This is a genomic window from Lysinibacillus sp. KCTC 33748 (genome assembly GCF_002237755.1).
Classification (GTDB): Bacteria; Bacillota; Bacilli; order Bacillales_A; family Planococcaceae; genus Lysinibacillus.
Genome location: NZ_MWSJ01000004.1, coordinates 221,710 through 238,221, shown reverse-complemented (window position 1 = coordinate 238,221; position 16,512 = coordinate 221,710). Strand labels below are relative to the sequence as shown.

The window sequence follows — 16,512 nt, the reverse complement described above, 5'->3', positions numbered from 1 at the left end:
TCTTTTGATTATTGCCGGTATTGGCTTGGTGTATTTATTAAGAACATTAATATGGAGCGGTGCGTCGCATTAATCCTAATCGCTCAGTATATATTCTGTTTTGAACCACTTTGTTGGTGTTTAACTTTAACATAAAGCATTAAAATGGGATAACAGACAATTGACATGTAATGTTTGTCTCCATTCTAGGGCTTGCGTGTATGAATAGAACCAATAACGGAAGTCCTTTTTTATGTTTTAAAATTCTTCATTGGAATGTACTAACCCTTGTCTCACGCTTCCTAATAGACGATTAAAATACTTCGATTCTACGATAATTGAATTAATACTTTTCATTTCCTCAATAAACATTTGTTTTTTCTTTCACTTCATTTATAAACTGTCCTTTTATTACGTGGAATATCATGAAAAGAACCATACTTTGCATCACTAAGAAATTTTCCTCTGTACATATAAGGCTATTCATTGAGGAGCCTATTTCACATTCCAGTTTACTTACTATTATTAAATCTCTTACAACTTAAAATTCTAACCAGGATGACTTGTTTTCTATATATGTCAACTATTCATAGTCAGATGGAGCCATTTTATTCATGTTCAAAGTTGTTCTTCAGATTCGATTTCAAATAATAAATACAAAAAGACCAGAACTCATTTTATTAATGAATGGCTGGTCCTCTGACAAGATTACATGCATATATTACTTCATTATTCTATACACTTTCTAGACAAACCGTAAACAACACTTGATCTTGTACTATTTGGAAGGTTTAGATTACAACCACCTGTTCTCGAAGCTCGGTTTTTAAAGTCTACAAATATACAACACATCCTCTTTCTTCTAATACCTCTATCCAACTAGGGACACTCAATTGATGATTCCATCTTAAATCTAGACGTTCTAAACCTTTGATATCCATTAGGGATATAGGTAACTCTAAAAGTTGATTACTTCTCAAGTCTATTTCCAACAAATTTTGTAAATTACCTATATTTTCAGGCAATGTTCTTAATTGATTATGTCTCAAATTCAATCGTCTTAATTTTTTACATTTATTTAAAGAATGTGGTATATCTTCTAATTGATTTTCTTCTAAATCTAAAACTCGTAATAAAGCTAATTCTCCAAATTTCTCAGGAAGAGATGTAATTTGATTATTTTTCAAATGTAATTCTCTTAAATTAGTTAAATTACCTATTCTATTTGGCAACTCTGTTAATTGATTATTCATTACACGGAGCTCTACTAGTTTGGTTAAATTTCCAATTTCCTCGGGCAATTTTTTTAAACTATTATCACTTAAATTTAAATATTTCACTTTTGTCAGTTGACCGATTTCACGTGGAATTGATTGCAATTTATTGTTATGAAAATACAAATAATCTTCCATATTTATAAGGTGACCGATTTCGGGAGGAATACGGTCTATGGCATTATGCCCTACATCTAACATTCTAAGCTCTGTTAAATTCATTATTTTTGAAGGCATTTGGCAAATCTTATTGACAGAGATGTTCAATATCTCCATACTAGCCATCTCAAATATTTTTTCAGGTATTTTTATTAAATCATTATCAAAAAGATTTAATTCTTTTATTTCATTTATTAGTTCTTCCTCTATGATAGGCAAAGTTTGTAAATTCTTCTGTGATAAGTTTATTTTCATGCTCTTTCCTCCCACTTCAATCTCAAAATCTTAACTTGTTATTCTTCTTTAGAATAGAACAAGTGTTTCAGATTTACAAGTAGTCGATGTGAGAAATCGATTTCTTCATGGCGTAATTGTAGCTGTCCCTCCGAAGACCTTTGATGCTGCCGCTACGTTTACACAAGGCTTTCGTCCAGTAACACGTTACAGGTCATTTAGCGATATCGCATTTTAGATGCGATAATTTTAGACTACCATCCTATAGGAACTCTTTTCCGATTCCATGACACTCGCTGAAAGAAGTTAAATAAAAATAGTTCGTTGAAACTGACGATGGAACACCGTATTTCCTTCTTGAGGTATACCTAAATCGTTAATACCCCAAGTATTTACAATACATGGATCACTTGGGATAACAGGGTCACCAGGAAAGAAAGGAATGACTGGATCACTTGGCAATGTCACCAGTACTTCATAACATGGATCAGTGGGTAGCCAAGGATTTTGCGGAGTTGCATGAACGACAAGTAGTTTTTTTGCTGGAATAGTAAAAATAAGAGGCACTGGCGTTCCATTAAAAAGTGAAGGCTGCGATTCTCCACATAAGAAAGCTTCTTTTGGCATCTCTTCTTGAGCACAATTTTGCCAATCTAATACCGATACAGTTACTGTTTGTGGTGCGTCTGTTTTATTTAAAAGTGTGACAACAATCGTCTCTGTAGCTGGATTTCTCCATATTGCTCCTGTCGTAAAATTACTTGGAACAGGAAGCCTAACAGAGCTATTTTGACAAATTGGACAAGAAGATACTTTATTTGATCGAAATACATTTTTACAATCACAATTGCAGGAAGTATTCATCATTGTCTTACCTCTTTTCAATCGATAGATAATAATACTAGAATATGATAAATCATTTATAGGGTTTAGGTTATTCGTACATAGGCTGTAGTATATAAATAACAAGACTATTAAGTGCTTTACCCAATTCTGCTTATGAATAATATCAATATATTTTTCTTATTATTATTTTCCTATACATCCCATTGAGCATGAGGGGCGTATCTTCTTCCACTACTATATTTTCAGGCGACATTTCTTCAAAACTCTCTGTTGTAACTTATGTAATGCAAAAAAGGCATCAAGAAACCTTGATACCTTTTTTACACATCTTTAGTTATCCACGACCAGCCTGGAATTCAGGATATAAAGTCATTCCACCATCCGCAAATAGAGTAGTACCTGTTACATAACTAGCCTGTGATGAAGCAAGCCATACTGCGACTGCAGCGATTTCTTCTGGCTTTCCGATATATCCCATCGGCACCATGCTTTCAACATCGGCACGTTTAGCTGGATCAGCAAATTTCTCAGCATTTATAGGCGTATTGATTGCTCCTGGTCCAATGTTATTGACACGAATTCCCTTTGGCGCATATTCTAAGGCTAATGTTTCTGTCATTAACTTAATGCCCCCTTTACTAGCGGCATAATGCACAAACAACGGCCAAGGAATTACCTCATGCACACTGGACATATTGATAACTGTTCCTTTAATGTCATTTTCGACGTAATATTTAATGGCTTCTCGACTTCCTAAAAACGCACCCGTTAAATTTGTACTAATGACTCTATTCCAATCACTTAACGGCATTTCATGAGAAGCGACTGGGTTTTCTATACCTGCATTATTAATCATCACATCGAGTGTTCCAAACTCTTTTATAGCTGTTTGAACGAGATTAATGACATCCGCTTCAACTGTAACATCACCTTGTACAGCAATGGCCTCCCCACCAGCTTTTTTAACCTCTTCCACTACAGCATTTACATCCGCTTCATTGGAACGATAATTAATAACTACTTTCGCTTTTTCCTCTCCAAAGCGAATGCCCATTGCTTTTCCTAGCCCCGTTGCAGCGCCTGTGATGACAACAACTTTCCCTTCTAAATCTGGATACATACAAGATCCTCCTTTTTATCTTTTCGCAATTCCTAACATAATTCCAGCAGCGACTATAAAAACAATCCCGATAATAATGGCGATGAATTGTTTTTTTGTTTTTTTCTCACCTAATATAAAAATTCCACCTAAAGTAGCGATGACAATCCCCATTTGAGAAAGAGAAAAACTAGTTGCGACGCCTACACGCGGCTGTGATATAAATAAAAACATATTTCCGGCAGCCCATATTAAACCAGGAATAATATTACGAATCGCATATTTATTAAATGGTTTATGCTTAAATGTTAATAAAACTCCACCTATTACCATCCCGATTGCTTGTGGCAATAAAGCAGACCATCCACTTACATTAAATAAACGTACTATTACCACATATACTAAATAACCAAAAGTTGAAACAAGTAAAATTAAAATCCCTTTTTTCAAATTGCTTCCGTGATCTTCTTTTTTCTCTTCTGGATTAGGAAGTGATGTGAGAACAATACCAATGATGATACTAATAAGTGCAAGAACACCTAATATAACCGACATTGTTGTCGACCATTCATGAAACACGATTACGCCAAATAAAGTCGTTGCTACCAATTGCATCCCTGTTGAAATGGGCATTGTTTTGGAAACCCCAATTAAATCAATACTTTTTAATTGGTTTACCTGACCTAATGCCCAAAAAAGACCTGATACAATTCCGACTCCAAACACTAGTGGGGATAACTCAGGCTTTACAAAAAAGTAAATACCTATAGAGAAAATAAGTGCACCAAATGTTGTTCCAAGTACTTGACTATACGGTCCACCACCGAGCTTGACGTTAAATAATACAATACTTCCCCAAAAGAGAGCTGGTAACAACGCTAGGATGATATCCATTTTTAAATCTTTCACCTCTCTAAACGCTTTAATTGATTTAACAAAACATCTATAATACTTTTTTATGTTGCGCCTAGTGAAACTTTTTATACTTTATTTAAAACCACCTTTGAAGTTGGTTTAATTTGTTATGTAATACTTCCACTTTCGTCACACAAAATAGACCAAGATGGCCATTAAGCTATCTTGGTCTTATAGAAATCCCTATTTGCATGGTGCATTTTTCACATTATTATTTATAATTTAATTCCTAAGGCAATCCACTATACAAAAGTGTTATTTCATCATAATAATAGTATACAGCTAATTTTTTAGCTTACACCGCCTTGTTACTGAGGGTCACTCCTATACAGTGGCCCTTTTTTCAAAGTAAATTAAGAAATAATTAATTTCCAAATATTATAATGTTAAGGTACTTTTTGTTGGATAAATACCTTCCCCACTTTCTATATCGATACATATTATAGATGTAGAAAGGAGGAATGCATCATGGGATGGTTCAGTGGCAATTATAACAACAATTGTTGCTACGGAGGTTATAGCTATGGAGGTGGCAATAACGGTTCAACATTTGTTTTAATTGTTGTTCTGTTCATTCTTTTAATTATTGTCGGCACTACATTCATGTATTAATCTTTTAATAATTATTTTGAGCTATTAAAATAATAAAGCGTGTTTGCTTTAAGCCTTACACCTCTTCATTAAAGGTCACTTTCACAGAGTGACCTTTTTAACTATTTAACTCAAGTATACTTTGCTTAATGATCCAATTTGTCCACACTTCCCCAGCAATCATCAAAAAATTTCTATACCAACAATTTTTCTTTACATTTTATTCATAAGTATTGTCAGCACTAGCTAAATTTATTATTAAATACTAAGTTATCCCTATACCTTCATTAAGCGGATCACTTTCCTCCAATGATCCGTTCAATATAAACCTTAACAATCGTGAAAAAGGAACGATCACCCTTATAAAGATCTTGTCGTTTCCTGTTTAGTAATAGCGTGGGTTCGGATAGGGCTGTTGTGGGTATTGGTGATGATGGTGGTGGTGTTGTTGGTGATGGTGGTGTGGATAGCGCTGATGCGTTGGGTAGTAATGCATTGGGTAGAAATGATGGGATGGATAGTGATGGCTCGGATAAAAATGAGTTGGCGAAACCGGGTAATATGGATGTCTGCCACCATGTTGTCCCCCACGACCATCATGCCTGTAATCGTATTGCATATTTTTTCCTCCTTTCGATATCGATATAGGTTATGCTATTTAAGGATTATCAGTCTACGCAAATGCCTATATGCTCCCCCAAAATGCGCCCTCTTCTACCAACATACAAAAGAACAGTTATCATTCCCTCCTATTTTTCGATATTCCATCTAATTCGGAGAAATCCATAGCGCGCAGCTTAAATCCACTGGCATAAGTTACCGTTCTTAGTAAAAATCAAAACCCCACATATTTTTCCATTCTCCTCCCAAAACGCCGCTCTATCTATGTTACAATTTCACTGTAGAAAGAAGGACGTTTGAGGAGTGAAATACATGACCAATAAAAAATGTAAGAGATGTGGAAATACCCAATTTACAGAAGCTACAGACGCCAAGTAAAGTTTCATGTAAGGGGGCAAATAAAATATATACATTTTGTTTAAATTGCGGTGAAGTTGATTCTATTCGTATAGATAATACAACCATTTTTAAAAAATAAAAATCTATTATCACCTATCAAAATTATTAGCCCTTCAGCATTAGTGCTTGTGTGTAGAACTCCATACATACTAGTCCTTTTATTTTGTGTTTAGGTATTGAGGTACCTCTACTTTATAAGAGCAATCGCAGGGTTATCTTACTTCAATATTTGTGAAGTGATGTAGTTTCTCTACCTCTACAATTTGGGATAATTTAACGAGAATATCTGGTTTCAACTCATTCACTTGTGCCAAAGGGAGCCAACTAATTTTTTGACTACTGGAATCCTGTCCGTTATAGTTAGGCTGAATTGGAATTTGACCACGGTAAATAAATAAAATCTCGTGAAAATAATCCTTATCGTGGAAGAAGTTTTCGATTACCGCAAATAATTTCTGGGTACCTAGTTGCACTCCCGTTTCTTCCAATATCTCACGCTCGATTGCCTCAATACTAGTTTCTCTTAACTGTACTCTTCCTCCTGGCAAAGAAATTGACCCGTCAGGAAATTGACTTACTAATAGGTTGTCGTCGTGAACAATCCATGCTGCAACCCGAATGTTCAGCTTACCTGCGTTCATTTTTACTGTTAAATCTTCAGACATTTGTGTTCCTCCAATTACAATTATTTTAGTTAATTACGACGTAACATGAGATAATAAAATCAGGCCTCATAATTTTCTCTTTCAATAGACTTTCGAGAAAAGCAGAGTAATGATCAAATTTTAAAATGCAATGTCACATTGTACACTATTATATTACTCAACTAATTCAACAGTAAGTGTAGTAACAGCCATTGGTGCTGTACCTTGTACTTTTCCGTTATAACCGACTTTTACTTTATCACCAACTTTAAATGTTTCGTCGGGATTCTTTGCAAGATTTACATAAACAATTCCGTAAACCGCATTATTTTCTGATTCAGTTACATATACTACGGCTTTCCGATCGTTTACCATCTCCTCAATTACCCCTACAAAAGTAGCCTTCACTTCACTTTTACACATAACTAACAAACTGCAAAATAGAAGAAGCGTGATGAATAAACTAATTGTCTTTTTCAAAATAGAATCCTCCTTTCATTTACCTTTCAAATCCTAAATAACTCAGTGTTGCTAGTCCCAAAGGAATTGCTTAGTAGAAAATGAAATAACACATACAAAAATCCACCCATTTCTGAGTGGACTACTATTATCATACTTCCTTAGATCATTTACGCTGTCGCAAAAACTAGAATTATATTTGCTTAATTCTACGGGGAATTCTAAATCCTAAAGCTATAGCTGCACCTATACAACTTGACAGACATCCTATGATCAAATACATCGAAAGAGGTGATTCACCAATTAGAACAGAAGCTATACCTCCAATTACCGGAAATAAAGCTACCATGTACCCGCTTTTTGCAGCGCCTATTCTTTCAACAAGCTTTAAATAAAATAGCCACGCTAGGAAAGAAGCGATCAATGTTAAGTACAATAAAGCTGATATGTATGTTATTGATGTAGGGATTATGATCTTTTGCCCCTGGAACAATACAATGACTGACATTAAAATACTCCCTATAGTAAAGCCAATAGCATTCGAATAAATTGGGTCAATCTTTCCTCTGGCATTCCTTGCAGAACTTACATCACCAATAGCAGTAAGTACTGTACCTAAAAGAGCAATCAAAATACCTTTTAAAACATCTAAGCTTGAAAAACTACTTAAAGAAGGATAAATGAGGACACAAACACCCACCACTCCTAACACCCCTCCAAACAAAACACGAGGATGTAGTTGCTCTTTTAAGAAAATCCGAAGAGCTAGCGGAGTCAATATCACTTTTAAAGAAAAGATTAATGTTACAATTGCTGCTGAGCTCAATATTGTTGCGTAGTATAAGCATAAATAACTTAAAGCAAAATTACATACACCAAACACCATGATAAAAGGTATATCTTTACGTGTTGGCTTCCCTTTTGGCTTAAGAAACAATACTAGTGCAATAAATAAAAATGCAGTAATAACTAATCGATAAGTCAAGGATAATTCTAAGCTCACTGGCGTTCCTTGAATTTTCACTGCAATAAAATTAAGTCCCCAAACTATTAAACAAAATACATACATTAGATTTGTCACGATATTTACTATACCTTCTGTCGTTCTTTAATTGACGAAATATCGAAAGAGAATATTCAATAATTATAGGAAATAATTCTCTCCCCTTGAAATCACCGCCTAATATATAGTATCATCGCATATCATCTTTGTAAAAAGGTTTCTTCCATATCCTGCATCTATTTCGTTAGATTTCTTGAAGCTATCGTATTTAATCCAATAAAATTAGAAATAAAGATTCAGGATACCCCCAATCAATCTTGTCTTACATACCTTCACCTTATCACAATACAACAGTAGGGTCCGTTCTTCACCGATTGATTAAATAAAATTCAGAATAATGCGAAAATAATATATATTATGTTAAAACATAGTGGGATTAATATGGATAAACAAATGTACGTTGAAACAATTTTTCGTGAAGTATTAAATGGCGAGGAATATTTGTATTGGTATGTTGTTCAAGGGTCAGGTGGAATTGATGTTGATGAATTAGAACATTGGATTGATAAAAAACATATTGAATACTGGGATGATTGGATTGATAAAAAACATATTGAATACTGGGATGATTGGATTGATAAAACCTTTAAACCTGTAGATTTACAAACTGAAGTAGTGATGATTCCTGAAAAAGTACGAAATTCTATGAATTAAACACTTTCTTAAACAAATGAAAATTTGAGTTTAAAAAGATAAGGACTTGCGTTTAGGATTGCATTTCAAATCTGCAAGTCCCTTTGGGTGGATTCCTAAATCTCCCTATAGCTCCTCAAATAACGCCGAAGCAATGATGTAAATGATGCCACTCCTCTTGGTTTAACGCCTCTACAGTAGACTTTTTACCGTTCATTAAGATTAAACCATTTACCTTTCCTCAACCGCTTACTTTCTGCTATGCTACTCCTTAATGGATTGGAAGATACTCTTATGAAGAAAACTGTTACTTTTGCGGTTGATACTAAATATAAAGATAGAATACAAGAAACGTTTACTTTAGAAGAATTGGGTATTGATGAGAATATGGGCACAGAAGAACTTAAAAAGAAAATAGAACATATTTTTAAGGCTTGGGTTAGTTCTAGACTCGATATTTCCTACAGTATCGTAATGGACATGGATTGCGAATAGACATCCTATTTTTTTAATTTAACAGAGCTATTCGAAACACAAATGCAACAAGAATTGTCATTCATGCCTAATCTCAACATTACAAATCAAGCTTTACTGTCTTAATGAAAAGCTTTTAAATCGATTGTTCTAATAATGATGATAAATCTTTTTATTATGCGTTCTATCGATTTAATTTGTTCGATATCTTTTTCGGGAACTGTTGAAAAATGTCCTTTTGCAACCTACTAGCCTTTCCAAATTACATACCTTCTAATACATCTTGTTTTTTAAATTGCAAAAAGGCAGTTGAAATTCAGATTCAACCGAATTTTCAACTACCTTTTTTATTTGTTCTTTACCTCTAAAAACTAGAGATTATCAAGGACTAGTAGGAGGAGTAAGTCCGTAAAGAACAGGAGTAACTACAGTACTACCAGCTCCAAGGCGGACTTGTTGAACTTGCAGTACTTTTACTGTAAGATCCAGAACAATTTTTTCACGCAATGTGCTGAAAGTACCTTCAGGTGATGCCATAATTGGTGAAAAATCAAGTTCAAAGAAGTTTGCAGCGACTAACTCGCCAAATGGTTGTTCATTGTATTTAACGAGATTTTGGAAGAAAGCCTTATCCAAGCGAGCATCCATTTGAGTACGTTCATTCAGGAAGTTCGCTTCGGCAAACTCGGAAATTCCTAAAATTGGAGTAGTACCTCCAGGTGTTTGTGGGAAGAATAGTTCTGTAAAGCCAGAAAACGGAACATCCGCAATTCTATCTTGTAGCGCTCCATTACATGCCGCTGAAGCATATTCAATATTTTTACGAATATGTCCTGCTACAAATAATTTAGCTCTTGTTACCCTAAAAAAGTCAGTATTATCAATACGTGCAAATCTAACAGGTACTAATTTAACTTGATTTAGGAATACATGTTTTTTCACTCTTTTGATTTCAGTTGCAGCAGGATTCAGCGTAATATCTGATTCCACAACTATTTGAAGTGTAGGTTCTGCAAGTACAACTGGAATTTTAATAGTTGGAGCTGTAACCGGTGTAGCGATTAGTGGAGTAGCTTCACTACCTAATGGTACTAGTTCAGTTGATGTTACTGGACAAGGTGCTATTTGATTTAGATTTTCTAATTGATCACTCAAAAAAATTCCTCTTTTCATTTTTTAGTATTAGAGAGCGCTCTCTATATTGCTAGGATATGTCTCAATTAAATCTATGTATGGATGTGTATACTAGTTATTTTCTAATATTTTAAAAATGAATTTTTAAAAGATAAGAATTGAGCATCAAAGTTCAAAATCACCTGGTTTTAATTGTATAGTTAATCAACGTTTAGCCATTTCCGTGCCCTTTTGTTATTACTCCATTTATTTACAACGTTTTTTAGTGAACTTCGCTAGCGTTAGGAATTTCACTATATTGTATACTAAAAATTTCAACCTTCTACACAAGCACAAAAACAACAAAATAGACAAATGCTACAGGAACTGCATAAGAAGATATACCTTTTAAACTCCATTTGTCCTCATCAGTTGACCAAAGGAAAATAAACAATGTTATCATGCTAATCCCGAAAGCGGTCGTAATAATATTTAATAATCCAATAATCCCCATCCCCTTTTCTATCCAACACATTAATATATTCTTAATAAATTAGGCCCATGCTAATCGCTTGGCTGTTTCGTCAATTAATGCATTGCGTTTACGTAGCACCTTACTCATATTGTTCAGTTAATGATTACAATTTCGCTTGTATCTACAAAAAAATGAAACTTTTATAACCCTCTTCCGTAAATACATAAATAACCAATTCAATGGAGGTGCTTAAATGAAAGATATTTTCAAAGGAATTCTAGCAGTAATCATAGCCTTAGCTATATGGGATGGAATTAAATACATATGGAATCTTTTTGTTTAAACACCGATAAAACAGCCGATTTTTGGTTGTTTTATCGGTTTGAACAAATTGTACAACGGTGGATGGAGGTTTATGTATATGTCGATTTAGCAGTAAAGTCTAGAAATAATTATGAATTGTGTTTGCAAGGTGTCATTCTTAAATTTATTAATAAAATGAAACCATTTCATATTGTAATTTTTTTAAAAAGAACAACACAGCGTTAAATGGTAAATACATAGTATTGAAAAGTATTTTTTCCAAAGCTATTGATCGGGAAGTGATTCAAAAAAATCCAATGAAAGGAGTCAAGCTCCATACGTTGAAAAAAGACATCGTGAAAGTTAGTTAAAACAACTACTCTTAATTCTGGATCAAATTTTTCCAAAAGGACACCTATGCTTGATAATGAAATCAATCAAATACACCTGTTATTTGTGAAAAGTAATGGATTCCCTTTACACCCAAATAGCATGTCCAATAAATAGAAAGAAATTGTGGCAAGATTTAACTTCATATATGATACGTAAAAATGTAATTTTAAAATCATTCAAGAACAACTCAGGCATATTGATACAAAACAAACACTTTATACCTACAGTCATTTAACTGAGCGTGACAAAATAAAAAAGTCCTTAAAACGTTGATAAATCAACTATTCAGTATCTTGCTATTCGGGAACTGTAAGAAAATCTTTAATATTCTTGCTTCAGTCGGTTTTTATTCAGCTAAACCCCATAATTTAATAATTCAATCACACTAAATTGGTGAATCTGTAGTTAAAAACCACATAGCTAATAAAATCAACCAAATTACAACTATCACTATAACTAAACGTTTCATACTCAAGCCCCCTTTCAAACCATATCTCCACTAATCAGTTCTGTTATTTTAATTATACCTCTTACAAAAAAGTATTTGGATATAATTCCATATCTTTCATTCTCTCCAGCTGATTTTGTATGTTTGTTCCCTATTCATTTTCAGTTATTCATCTAACAGAACAGTTTAGTTAAACAAACAATTGTAACTTTATTCCACTTTCTTCGTCTAAATTATTATGAAGTTTGATTGTACCAATCTTATTGAATTCATAGGAGGGTAATAGTTTGAAAACTTTTTATCATAGTTTTATAATGTGGATCCCTTTTGGATTGTTATTTTCCTTTGCAGCATTTGGATTAGACATAGTAGAAGGAAATAAAAATATAACGTCAGCATATGCACTTATTTATTTGTTCATCGCGGCATCTTTTACGTTGATTTTATATCCTATTTCATTTTTACCACTAACATTCGTCGTCAGTAAGTTTGTAGAATCCTTACTGTTTAGAGTAGTAATATTCACCTTTTCAAGTGGAGTAATAGGGCCGTTTGCTTTTAAAAAAATATATGATTTTCTTTTTATTGAGGAATATAATTTAAGCATTATTCCTTCGATTCTCATTTTTGGTATTGCAGGTTTACTCTATGTTTTAGTAGAAAATTCCTTCAAGAAAAATATAAGATTTGTTTAAACTAAAGTAGGCTTTATTTAAGATTAGGACTTTTGTATATGATTAATTTCCATATATGCAAGTCCTTTTTTATGCTTCCTAAACTCTGGTTTGTAGTAAATTAAAAGCCCATTAGGCTCTGAGTTATTCAGTCACCTAACAGGCAATTAATATAAGACTTTAAATGTTAGTCCCTTTGAAATTTATTCCAAACTTCAAATCAGATAAGACTACCCTTGAATAGCCGTTTCAAGTGCAACAACGATCATGTCAATGATTTACGTGTACTTTTTATAACAACAAGATACTTCAATAGCAATGATTTAACAACGTTTTACTCATTATTAATTGCATCTTAATGTGTTTACCTTTTTATAAAGTTATTCAAATTTACGATGTTCGTCGCTTCTTGGTCGCCCAAAGTCGCCTCTTTTCTTTTATAAATAACAAATAGGAATCCCCTTCACGGAGTGGTCTTTCTTTACTTATCTTTAGGACTTGATAATTCGCTAACATAATCAGCTAATTACAAGCCTGAATAAAATGAGTGTAAGAAAGGAGGTGTTATTATGAATTCAAATAATAATGGATGTCATCAGTCAGGATGTACTTGTCAAGGGTGCAGTAACGGAAAATTCAATTGTACTAGAGTTAGACCTTTCAGGGCTCTTGACGCAGCATGTATACAACCTAATATTCCTGAACCACCAAAAAAGGAGACTTTGATGGCATATGGATCATTTTACAATCCTTCTGTATTTTTTGTCGCCGTAACAACTCCAGTTTTGACACCTACTTCAGGGCAAAAAGTTATTTTCACCACTCCTGGTCCGTCATTGGATGTAGCTCCCGCTCCTATTCCTAATAATAATACTGATCTTCAGGTTGCCACCAGTGGTATATATGAAATCAGTATGAACATCGCAGTTTCTTGTGAACGCTACCAGCAATAATTTCGATTCGGTTGTGTCGTTTGCATTGTTCATCAATGATACAATCGAGACGACTGAAAGTATTTTTGAATCCGAAAATACTATTACAACTGAAATCGGAAATCCAGTTGTAAACTTACGAATAGCTAACACTATAGGAAATACAATACAACTACGATTAAACAAAGATGATAGACTTAGTATAAGGGTCATATTTGCCACAGGAATAGTCCGTTATAGATTCGCATCATTGGTCATTAAAAAAATTGCTGATTGAAAATAAAAATATACAGGCTGACTGTAAGACGTCAGCTTGTTTTCCATTTAACTATATAATTAAATAGCCTTACCAATCGCTCTAAGCATTTTTAGAAATAACGAAGACATTTGGATTAATACATATCCTAATCCAGCTTCGGGTATTAAAGTGAGCATAAAAATCACCATTCCAACCAGTTATCGTTCTTTAAGAACATCAAAAACAATAGTAAATCCAATTAAGCTGATTAGGTTAAATCTCAGTAAACATGGTTTATAGCCTTTGTTCCCCTACTCTTTACCACATAGGATAAAGACAAAAAGGAGATAACCATCCTATGAATAATTGTGGATGTAATAATGAATCACCAACATCTAGAACATGTGATAAATTTGGAACATTTACGGCTAATGATGTCAACTGTATTAACACGTTTCAAGTTGACAACGGATCAATTATTCCATTCTCTTCAGGAAGGAACGTTGTTGTAGCTAATTTTTTTGGAGGTGATAGAATTTCTGGTCAAGTTGGATTCGGTACAGCGAGAAATGGTTCACTTATTATAGATAATACTATTGACTTAGCCGGAAACTTAAGTGAAGCTTTCACTGTTCCACGTAAAGGTAATATTATAGCTATCTCAGCAACATATATTCTTTTCCTTACATCGCCACCATTCCAATTTAGTTTATCTACTATCCGTGCTCAAATTTTTCATGCTCCCCAAGAAAGTAATATCTTCACCGGTACAACTGCAAGTGTTGATTTAACTCCACCACCTGTAGGAGGACGAATTGCTTTTGCTTCAGCTAATACCCAACCTGTACCTTTATCAGCAGGCGATCGTTTAGTAATGGTATTTTACGTTTCGTCACCATCAACAGACCCCTTGATAATTAATGGTCGTGCAAGTGCAGGAATTAATATTGTTTAAAAAAAATATCCTTTTTTCTAACCAATTGTAAGAAAGGCACTGGGCGTTCTTTCCCTGATCGCATGAGTAAGCAATGGCAAGATATTATATGTCAATATGTCAATATTCGCTACCTTCAATTACGTTTAATGGCTTGCGACATACATTTGCTTCTTACATGCTTACTAAGGGCGTTAACATCAAAAGAAAGGCGCTACGGAGTTTTTTAACTCTTTATAAACAAAAAACCCTCAACAGGCTCTCATTTATCGAGTCACCCATTGAGGATTAAAAATCTAATTAATTTTTAGTGTAGTCCCTTTTAGTCCCTTTGAAATTTATTCCAAACTTCAAACCTGATAAGACTACTCTTGAATAGCCGCTTCAAGTGCTACAACGATCATATCATTGAATGTAGTTTGACGTTCTTCAGATGTTGTTACTTCACCTGTTAGAATGTGGTCACTTACTGTTAAGATAGAAAGTGCTTTACGGCCGTATTTTGCAGCTAATGTGTAAAGTGCTGCTGATTCCATTTCTACAGCAAGTACGCCGTATTTAGCTAATTTTTCATTTTGGTGCTCATCAGAATAGAATAAATCTGCTGTAAAGATATTACCCACTTGTAAGTTTAAACCAGCATCTTTACCTGCATTGTATGCTTTTAATAATAAATCAAAGTCAGAGATCGGTGCGAAATCGATAGCGCCACCCCAAATGATTTGGTTCATACGTGTATCAGATGTTGCTGCTTGCGCTAAAATAACGTCACGTACTTTTACATCTTTTTGAATTGCACCACAAGTACCTACGCGGATTAATTTTTGAACATCATATTCTTGCATTAATTCTGTAGCGTAAATCGAAATTGAAGGCACACCCATACCAGTTCCTTGAACAGAAATACGTTTACCTTTATACGTACCTGTATAACCAAACATGTTACGAACTTCGTTATAGCAAGTAACATTTTCTAAAAATGTTTCAGCAATGTACTTTGCACGTAATGGATCTCCTGGAAGTAAAATTGTGTCAGCGATTTCGCCTTTTTTTGCATTAATATGAATACTCATACTGCAATCCCTCTTTTCTGTCAGTTATCACTATAAATAATACTGTGTTTCTCGTATTTTCGCAACGCTAGACGTCTAGCAACTTGAAATAAATTTTATTGTTTTCACTTATATCACGCGAGATCTACGTATAATGACCACAACTCATCAAATACTTCTATTTTTAAGTTATCTGTGGCGTAAGATTCAATATATGAAGAAAGCTCATCAAAGTCCATGCTCTGCTTCGGAAAATTATGCTCATTGAACACTTCCTCTGCAAATCGCACCTTCGGATCTGACCAATCTCCACCTCTGAATGTTAGTACATACAAATAAAAGCTCTTTTTCATACTTAAATCCCCTTTTTACTCATCTGCTTTCCGCTAGTTTATCAAAAAATACCTTCTTAGTCACAATAATATCGATTAAGTATTATCTCCACTATAACTAGTGGCACAAATCGGACTTTCCTCACAGAAAAATAATACGCACAACTTATCTGAAAAATGAAAATTATTAGAAAAAAGGGATAGGAATACCTACAAAAATAAGGTAAA

18 protein-coding genes are annotated in these 16,512 nt (G+C 33.9%); 7 read left to right on the top strand and 11 right to left on the bottom strand.

What is annotated here, in order from left to right:
- Positions 1–812 precede the first annotated feature (812 nt).
- The 4 genes from B1B04_RS09080 to B1B04_RS09065 form a co-directional block, all read right to left on the bottom strand.
- Positions 813–1,667: a leucine-rich repeat domain-containing protein gene (locus tag B1B04_RS09080; protein ID WP_079561138.1), complete on the bottom strand. Its 855-nt coding sequence runs from the start codon at positions 1,665–1,667 to the stop codon at positions 813–815.
- 285 nt (positions 1,668–1,952) lie between these two features.
- The gene (locus B1B04_RS09075; RefSeq protein ID WP_079561137.1) at positions 1,953–2,513 is read right to left on the bottom strand and encodes a fimbrial biogenesis chaperone; all 561 of its coding nucleotides are present in this window, start codon (positions 2,511–2,513) and stop codon (positions 1,953–1,955) included.
- A gap of 313 nt (positions 2,514–2,826) precedes the next feature.
- Positions 2,827–3,612 (bottom strand): glucose 1-dehydrogenase, encoded by a 786-nt coding sequence (gdh, locus tag B1B04_RS09070; protein WP_079561136.1) that lies wholly within the window; start codon positions 3,610–3,612, stop codon positions 2,827–2,829.
- A gap of 15 nt (positions 3,613–3,627) precedes the next feature.
- Positions 3,628–4,485: a GRP family sugar transporter gene (locus B1B04_RS09065; protein ID WP_079561135.1), complete on the bottom strand. Its 858-nt coding sequence runs from the start codon at positions 4,483–4,485 to the stop codon at positions 3,628–3,630.
- Between the two features lie 489 nt (positions 4,486–4,974).
- Here B1B04_RS09065 and B1B04_RS09060 point away from each other — a divergent pair, with 489 nt between their 5' ends.
- Entirely contained in the window at positions 4,975–5,118 is a 144-nt protein-coding gene (locus tag B1B04_RS09060; RefSeq protein ID WP_079561134.1) for a YjcZ family sporulation protein, read from the top strand.
- Between the two features lie 375 nt (positions 5,119–5,493).
- Positions 5,494–5,745 carry a hypothetical protein gene (locus B1B04_RS25610; RefSeq protein ID WP_170938941.1) on the top strand — a complete coding sequence of 84 codons (252 nt, stop codon included), beginning with the start codon at positions 5,494–5,496 and terminating at the stop codon, positions 5,743–5,745.
- Positions 5,746–6,329: 584 nt separating this feature from the next.
- Here B1B04_RS25610 and B1B04_RS09050 read toward each other — a convergent pair.
- The 3 genes from B1B04_RS09050 to B1B04_RS09040 form a co-directional block, all read right to left on the bottom strand.
- Positions 6,330–6,782, bottom strand: coding sequence for an NUDIX hydrolase (locus B1B04_RS09050; protein WP_079561132.1), 453 nt, complete (start codon positions 6,780–6,782; stop codon positions 6,330–6,332).
- Positions 6,783–6,935: 153 nt separating this feature from the next.
- Complete coding sequence (locus B1B04_RS09045; protein ID WP_079561131.1) at positions 6,936–7,241, bottom strand: hypothetical protein; 306 nt, start codon at positions 7,239–7,241, stop codon at positions 6,936–6,938.
- A gap of 172 nt (positions 7,242–7,413) precedes the next feature.
- The gene (locus tag B1B04_RS09040; protein WP_079561130.1) at positions 7,414–8,301 is read right to left on the bottom strand and encodes a DMT family transporter; all 888 of its coding nucleotides are present in this window, start codon (positions 8,299–8,301) and stop codon (positions 7,414–7,416) included.
- A 363-nt stretch (positions 8,302–8,664) separates the two neighbouring features.
- Here B1B04_RS09040 and B1B04_RS09035 point away from each other — a divergent pair, with 363 nt between their 5' ends.
- Together B1B04_RS09035 and B1B04_RS09030 are read left to right on the top strand one after the other, a co-directional pair.
- Positions 8,665–8,937, top strand: coding sequence for a DUF6176 family protein (locus B1B04_RS09035; protein ID WP_240518251.1), 273 nt, complete (start codon positions 8,665–8,667; stop codon positions 8,935–8,937).
- Between the two features lie 273 nt (positions 8,938–9,210).
- On the top strand, positions 9,211–9,411 hold the full coding sequence (locus B1B04_RS09030) for a hypothetical protein (RefSeq protein ID WP_079561128.1): 201 nt from the start codon (positions 9,211–9,213) through the stop codon (positions 9,409–9,411).
- A gap of 360 nt (positions 9,412–9,771) precedes the next feature.
- On the opposite strand, the gene B1B04_RS09025 is transcribed toward B1B04_RS09030, so the two are convergent.
- Both B1B04_RS09025 and B1B04_RS25605 read right to left on the bottom strand, forming a co-directional pair.
- A complete protein-coding gene (locus B1B04_RS09025; protein WP_079561126.1) occupies positions 9,772–10,563 on the bottom strand; it encodes a CsxC family protein in 792 nt (263 codons plus the stop codon).
- 283 nt (positions 10,564–10,846) lie between these two features.
- Positions 10,847–11,017 (bottom strand): hypothetical protein, encoded by a 171-nt coding sequence (locus tag B1B04_RS25605; RefSeq protein WP_170938939.1) that lies wholly within the window; start codon positions 11,015–11,017, stop codon positions 10,847–10,849.
- 1,392 nt (positions 11,018–12,409) lie between these two features.
- On the opposite strand from B1B04_RS25605, the gene B1B04_RS09010 reads away from it, so the two are divergent.
- The 3 genes from B1B04_RS09010 (at position 12,410) to B1B04_RS09000 (ending at position 14,921) form a co-directional block, all read left to right on the top strand.
- On the top strand, positions 12,410–12,817 hold the full coding sequence (locus B1B04_RS09010) for a hypothetical protein (RefSeq protein ID WP_079561121.1): 408 nt from the start codon (positions 12,410–12,412) through the stop codon (positions 12,815–12,817).
- Positions 12,818–13,365: 548 nt separating this feature from the next.
- A complete protein-coding gene (locus B1B04_RS09005) occupies positions 13,366–13,749 on the top strand; it encodes a hypothetical protein (protein WP_079561120.1) in 384 nt (127 codons plus the stop codon).
- A gap of 575 nt (positions 13,750–14,324) precedes the next feature.
- Complete coding sequence (locus B1B04_RS09000; protein WP_079561119.1) at positions 14,325–14,921, top strand: hypothetical protein; 597 nt, start codon at positions 14,325–14,327, stop codon at positions 14,919–14,921.
- 344 nt (positions 14,922–15,265) lie between these two features.
- Here B1B04_RS09000 and deoD read toward each other — a convergent pair whose 3' ends face one another.
- Positions 15,266–15,973, bottom strand: coding sequence for a purine-nucleoside phosphorylase (deoD, locus tag B1B04_RS08995; protein ID WP_079561118.1), 708 nt, complete (start codon positions 15,971–15,973; stop codon positions 15,266–15,268).
- 113 nt (positions 15,974–16,086) lie between these two features.
- On the bottom strand, positions 16,087–16,305 hold the full coding sequence (locus tag B1B04_RS08990; RefSeq protein ID WP_079561117.1) for a YozE family protein: 219 nt from the start codon (positions 16,303–16,305) through the stop codon (positions 16,087–16,089).
- Positions 16,306–16,512: the final 207 nt, after the last annotated feature.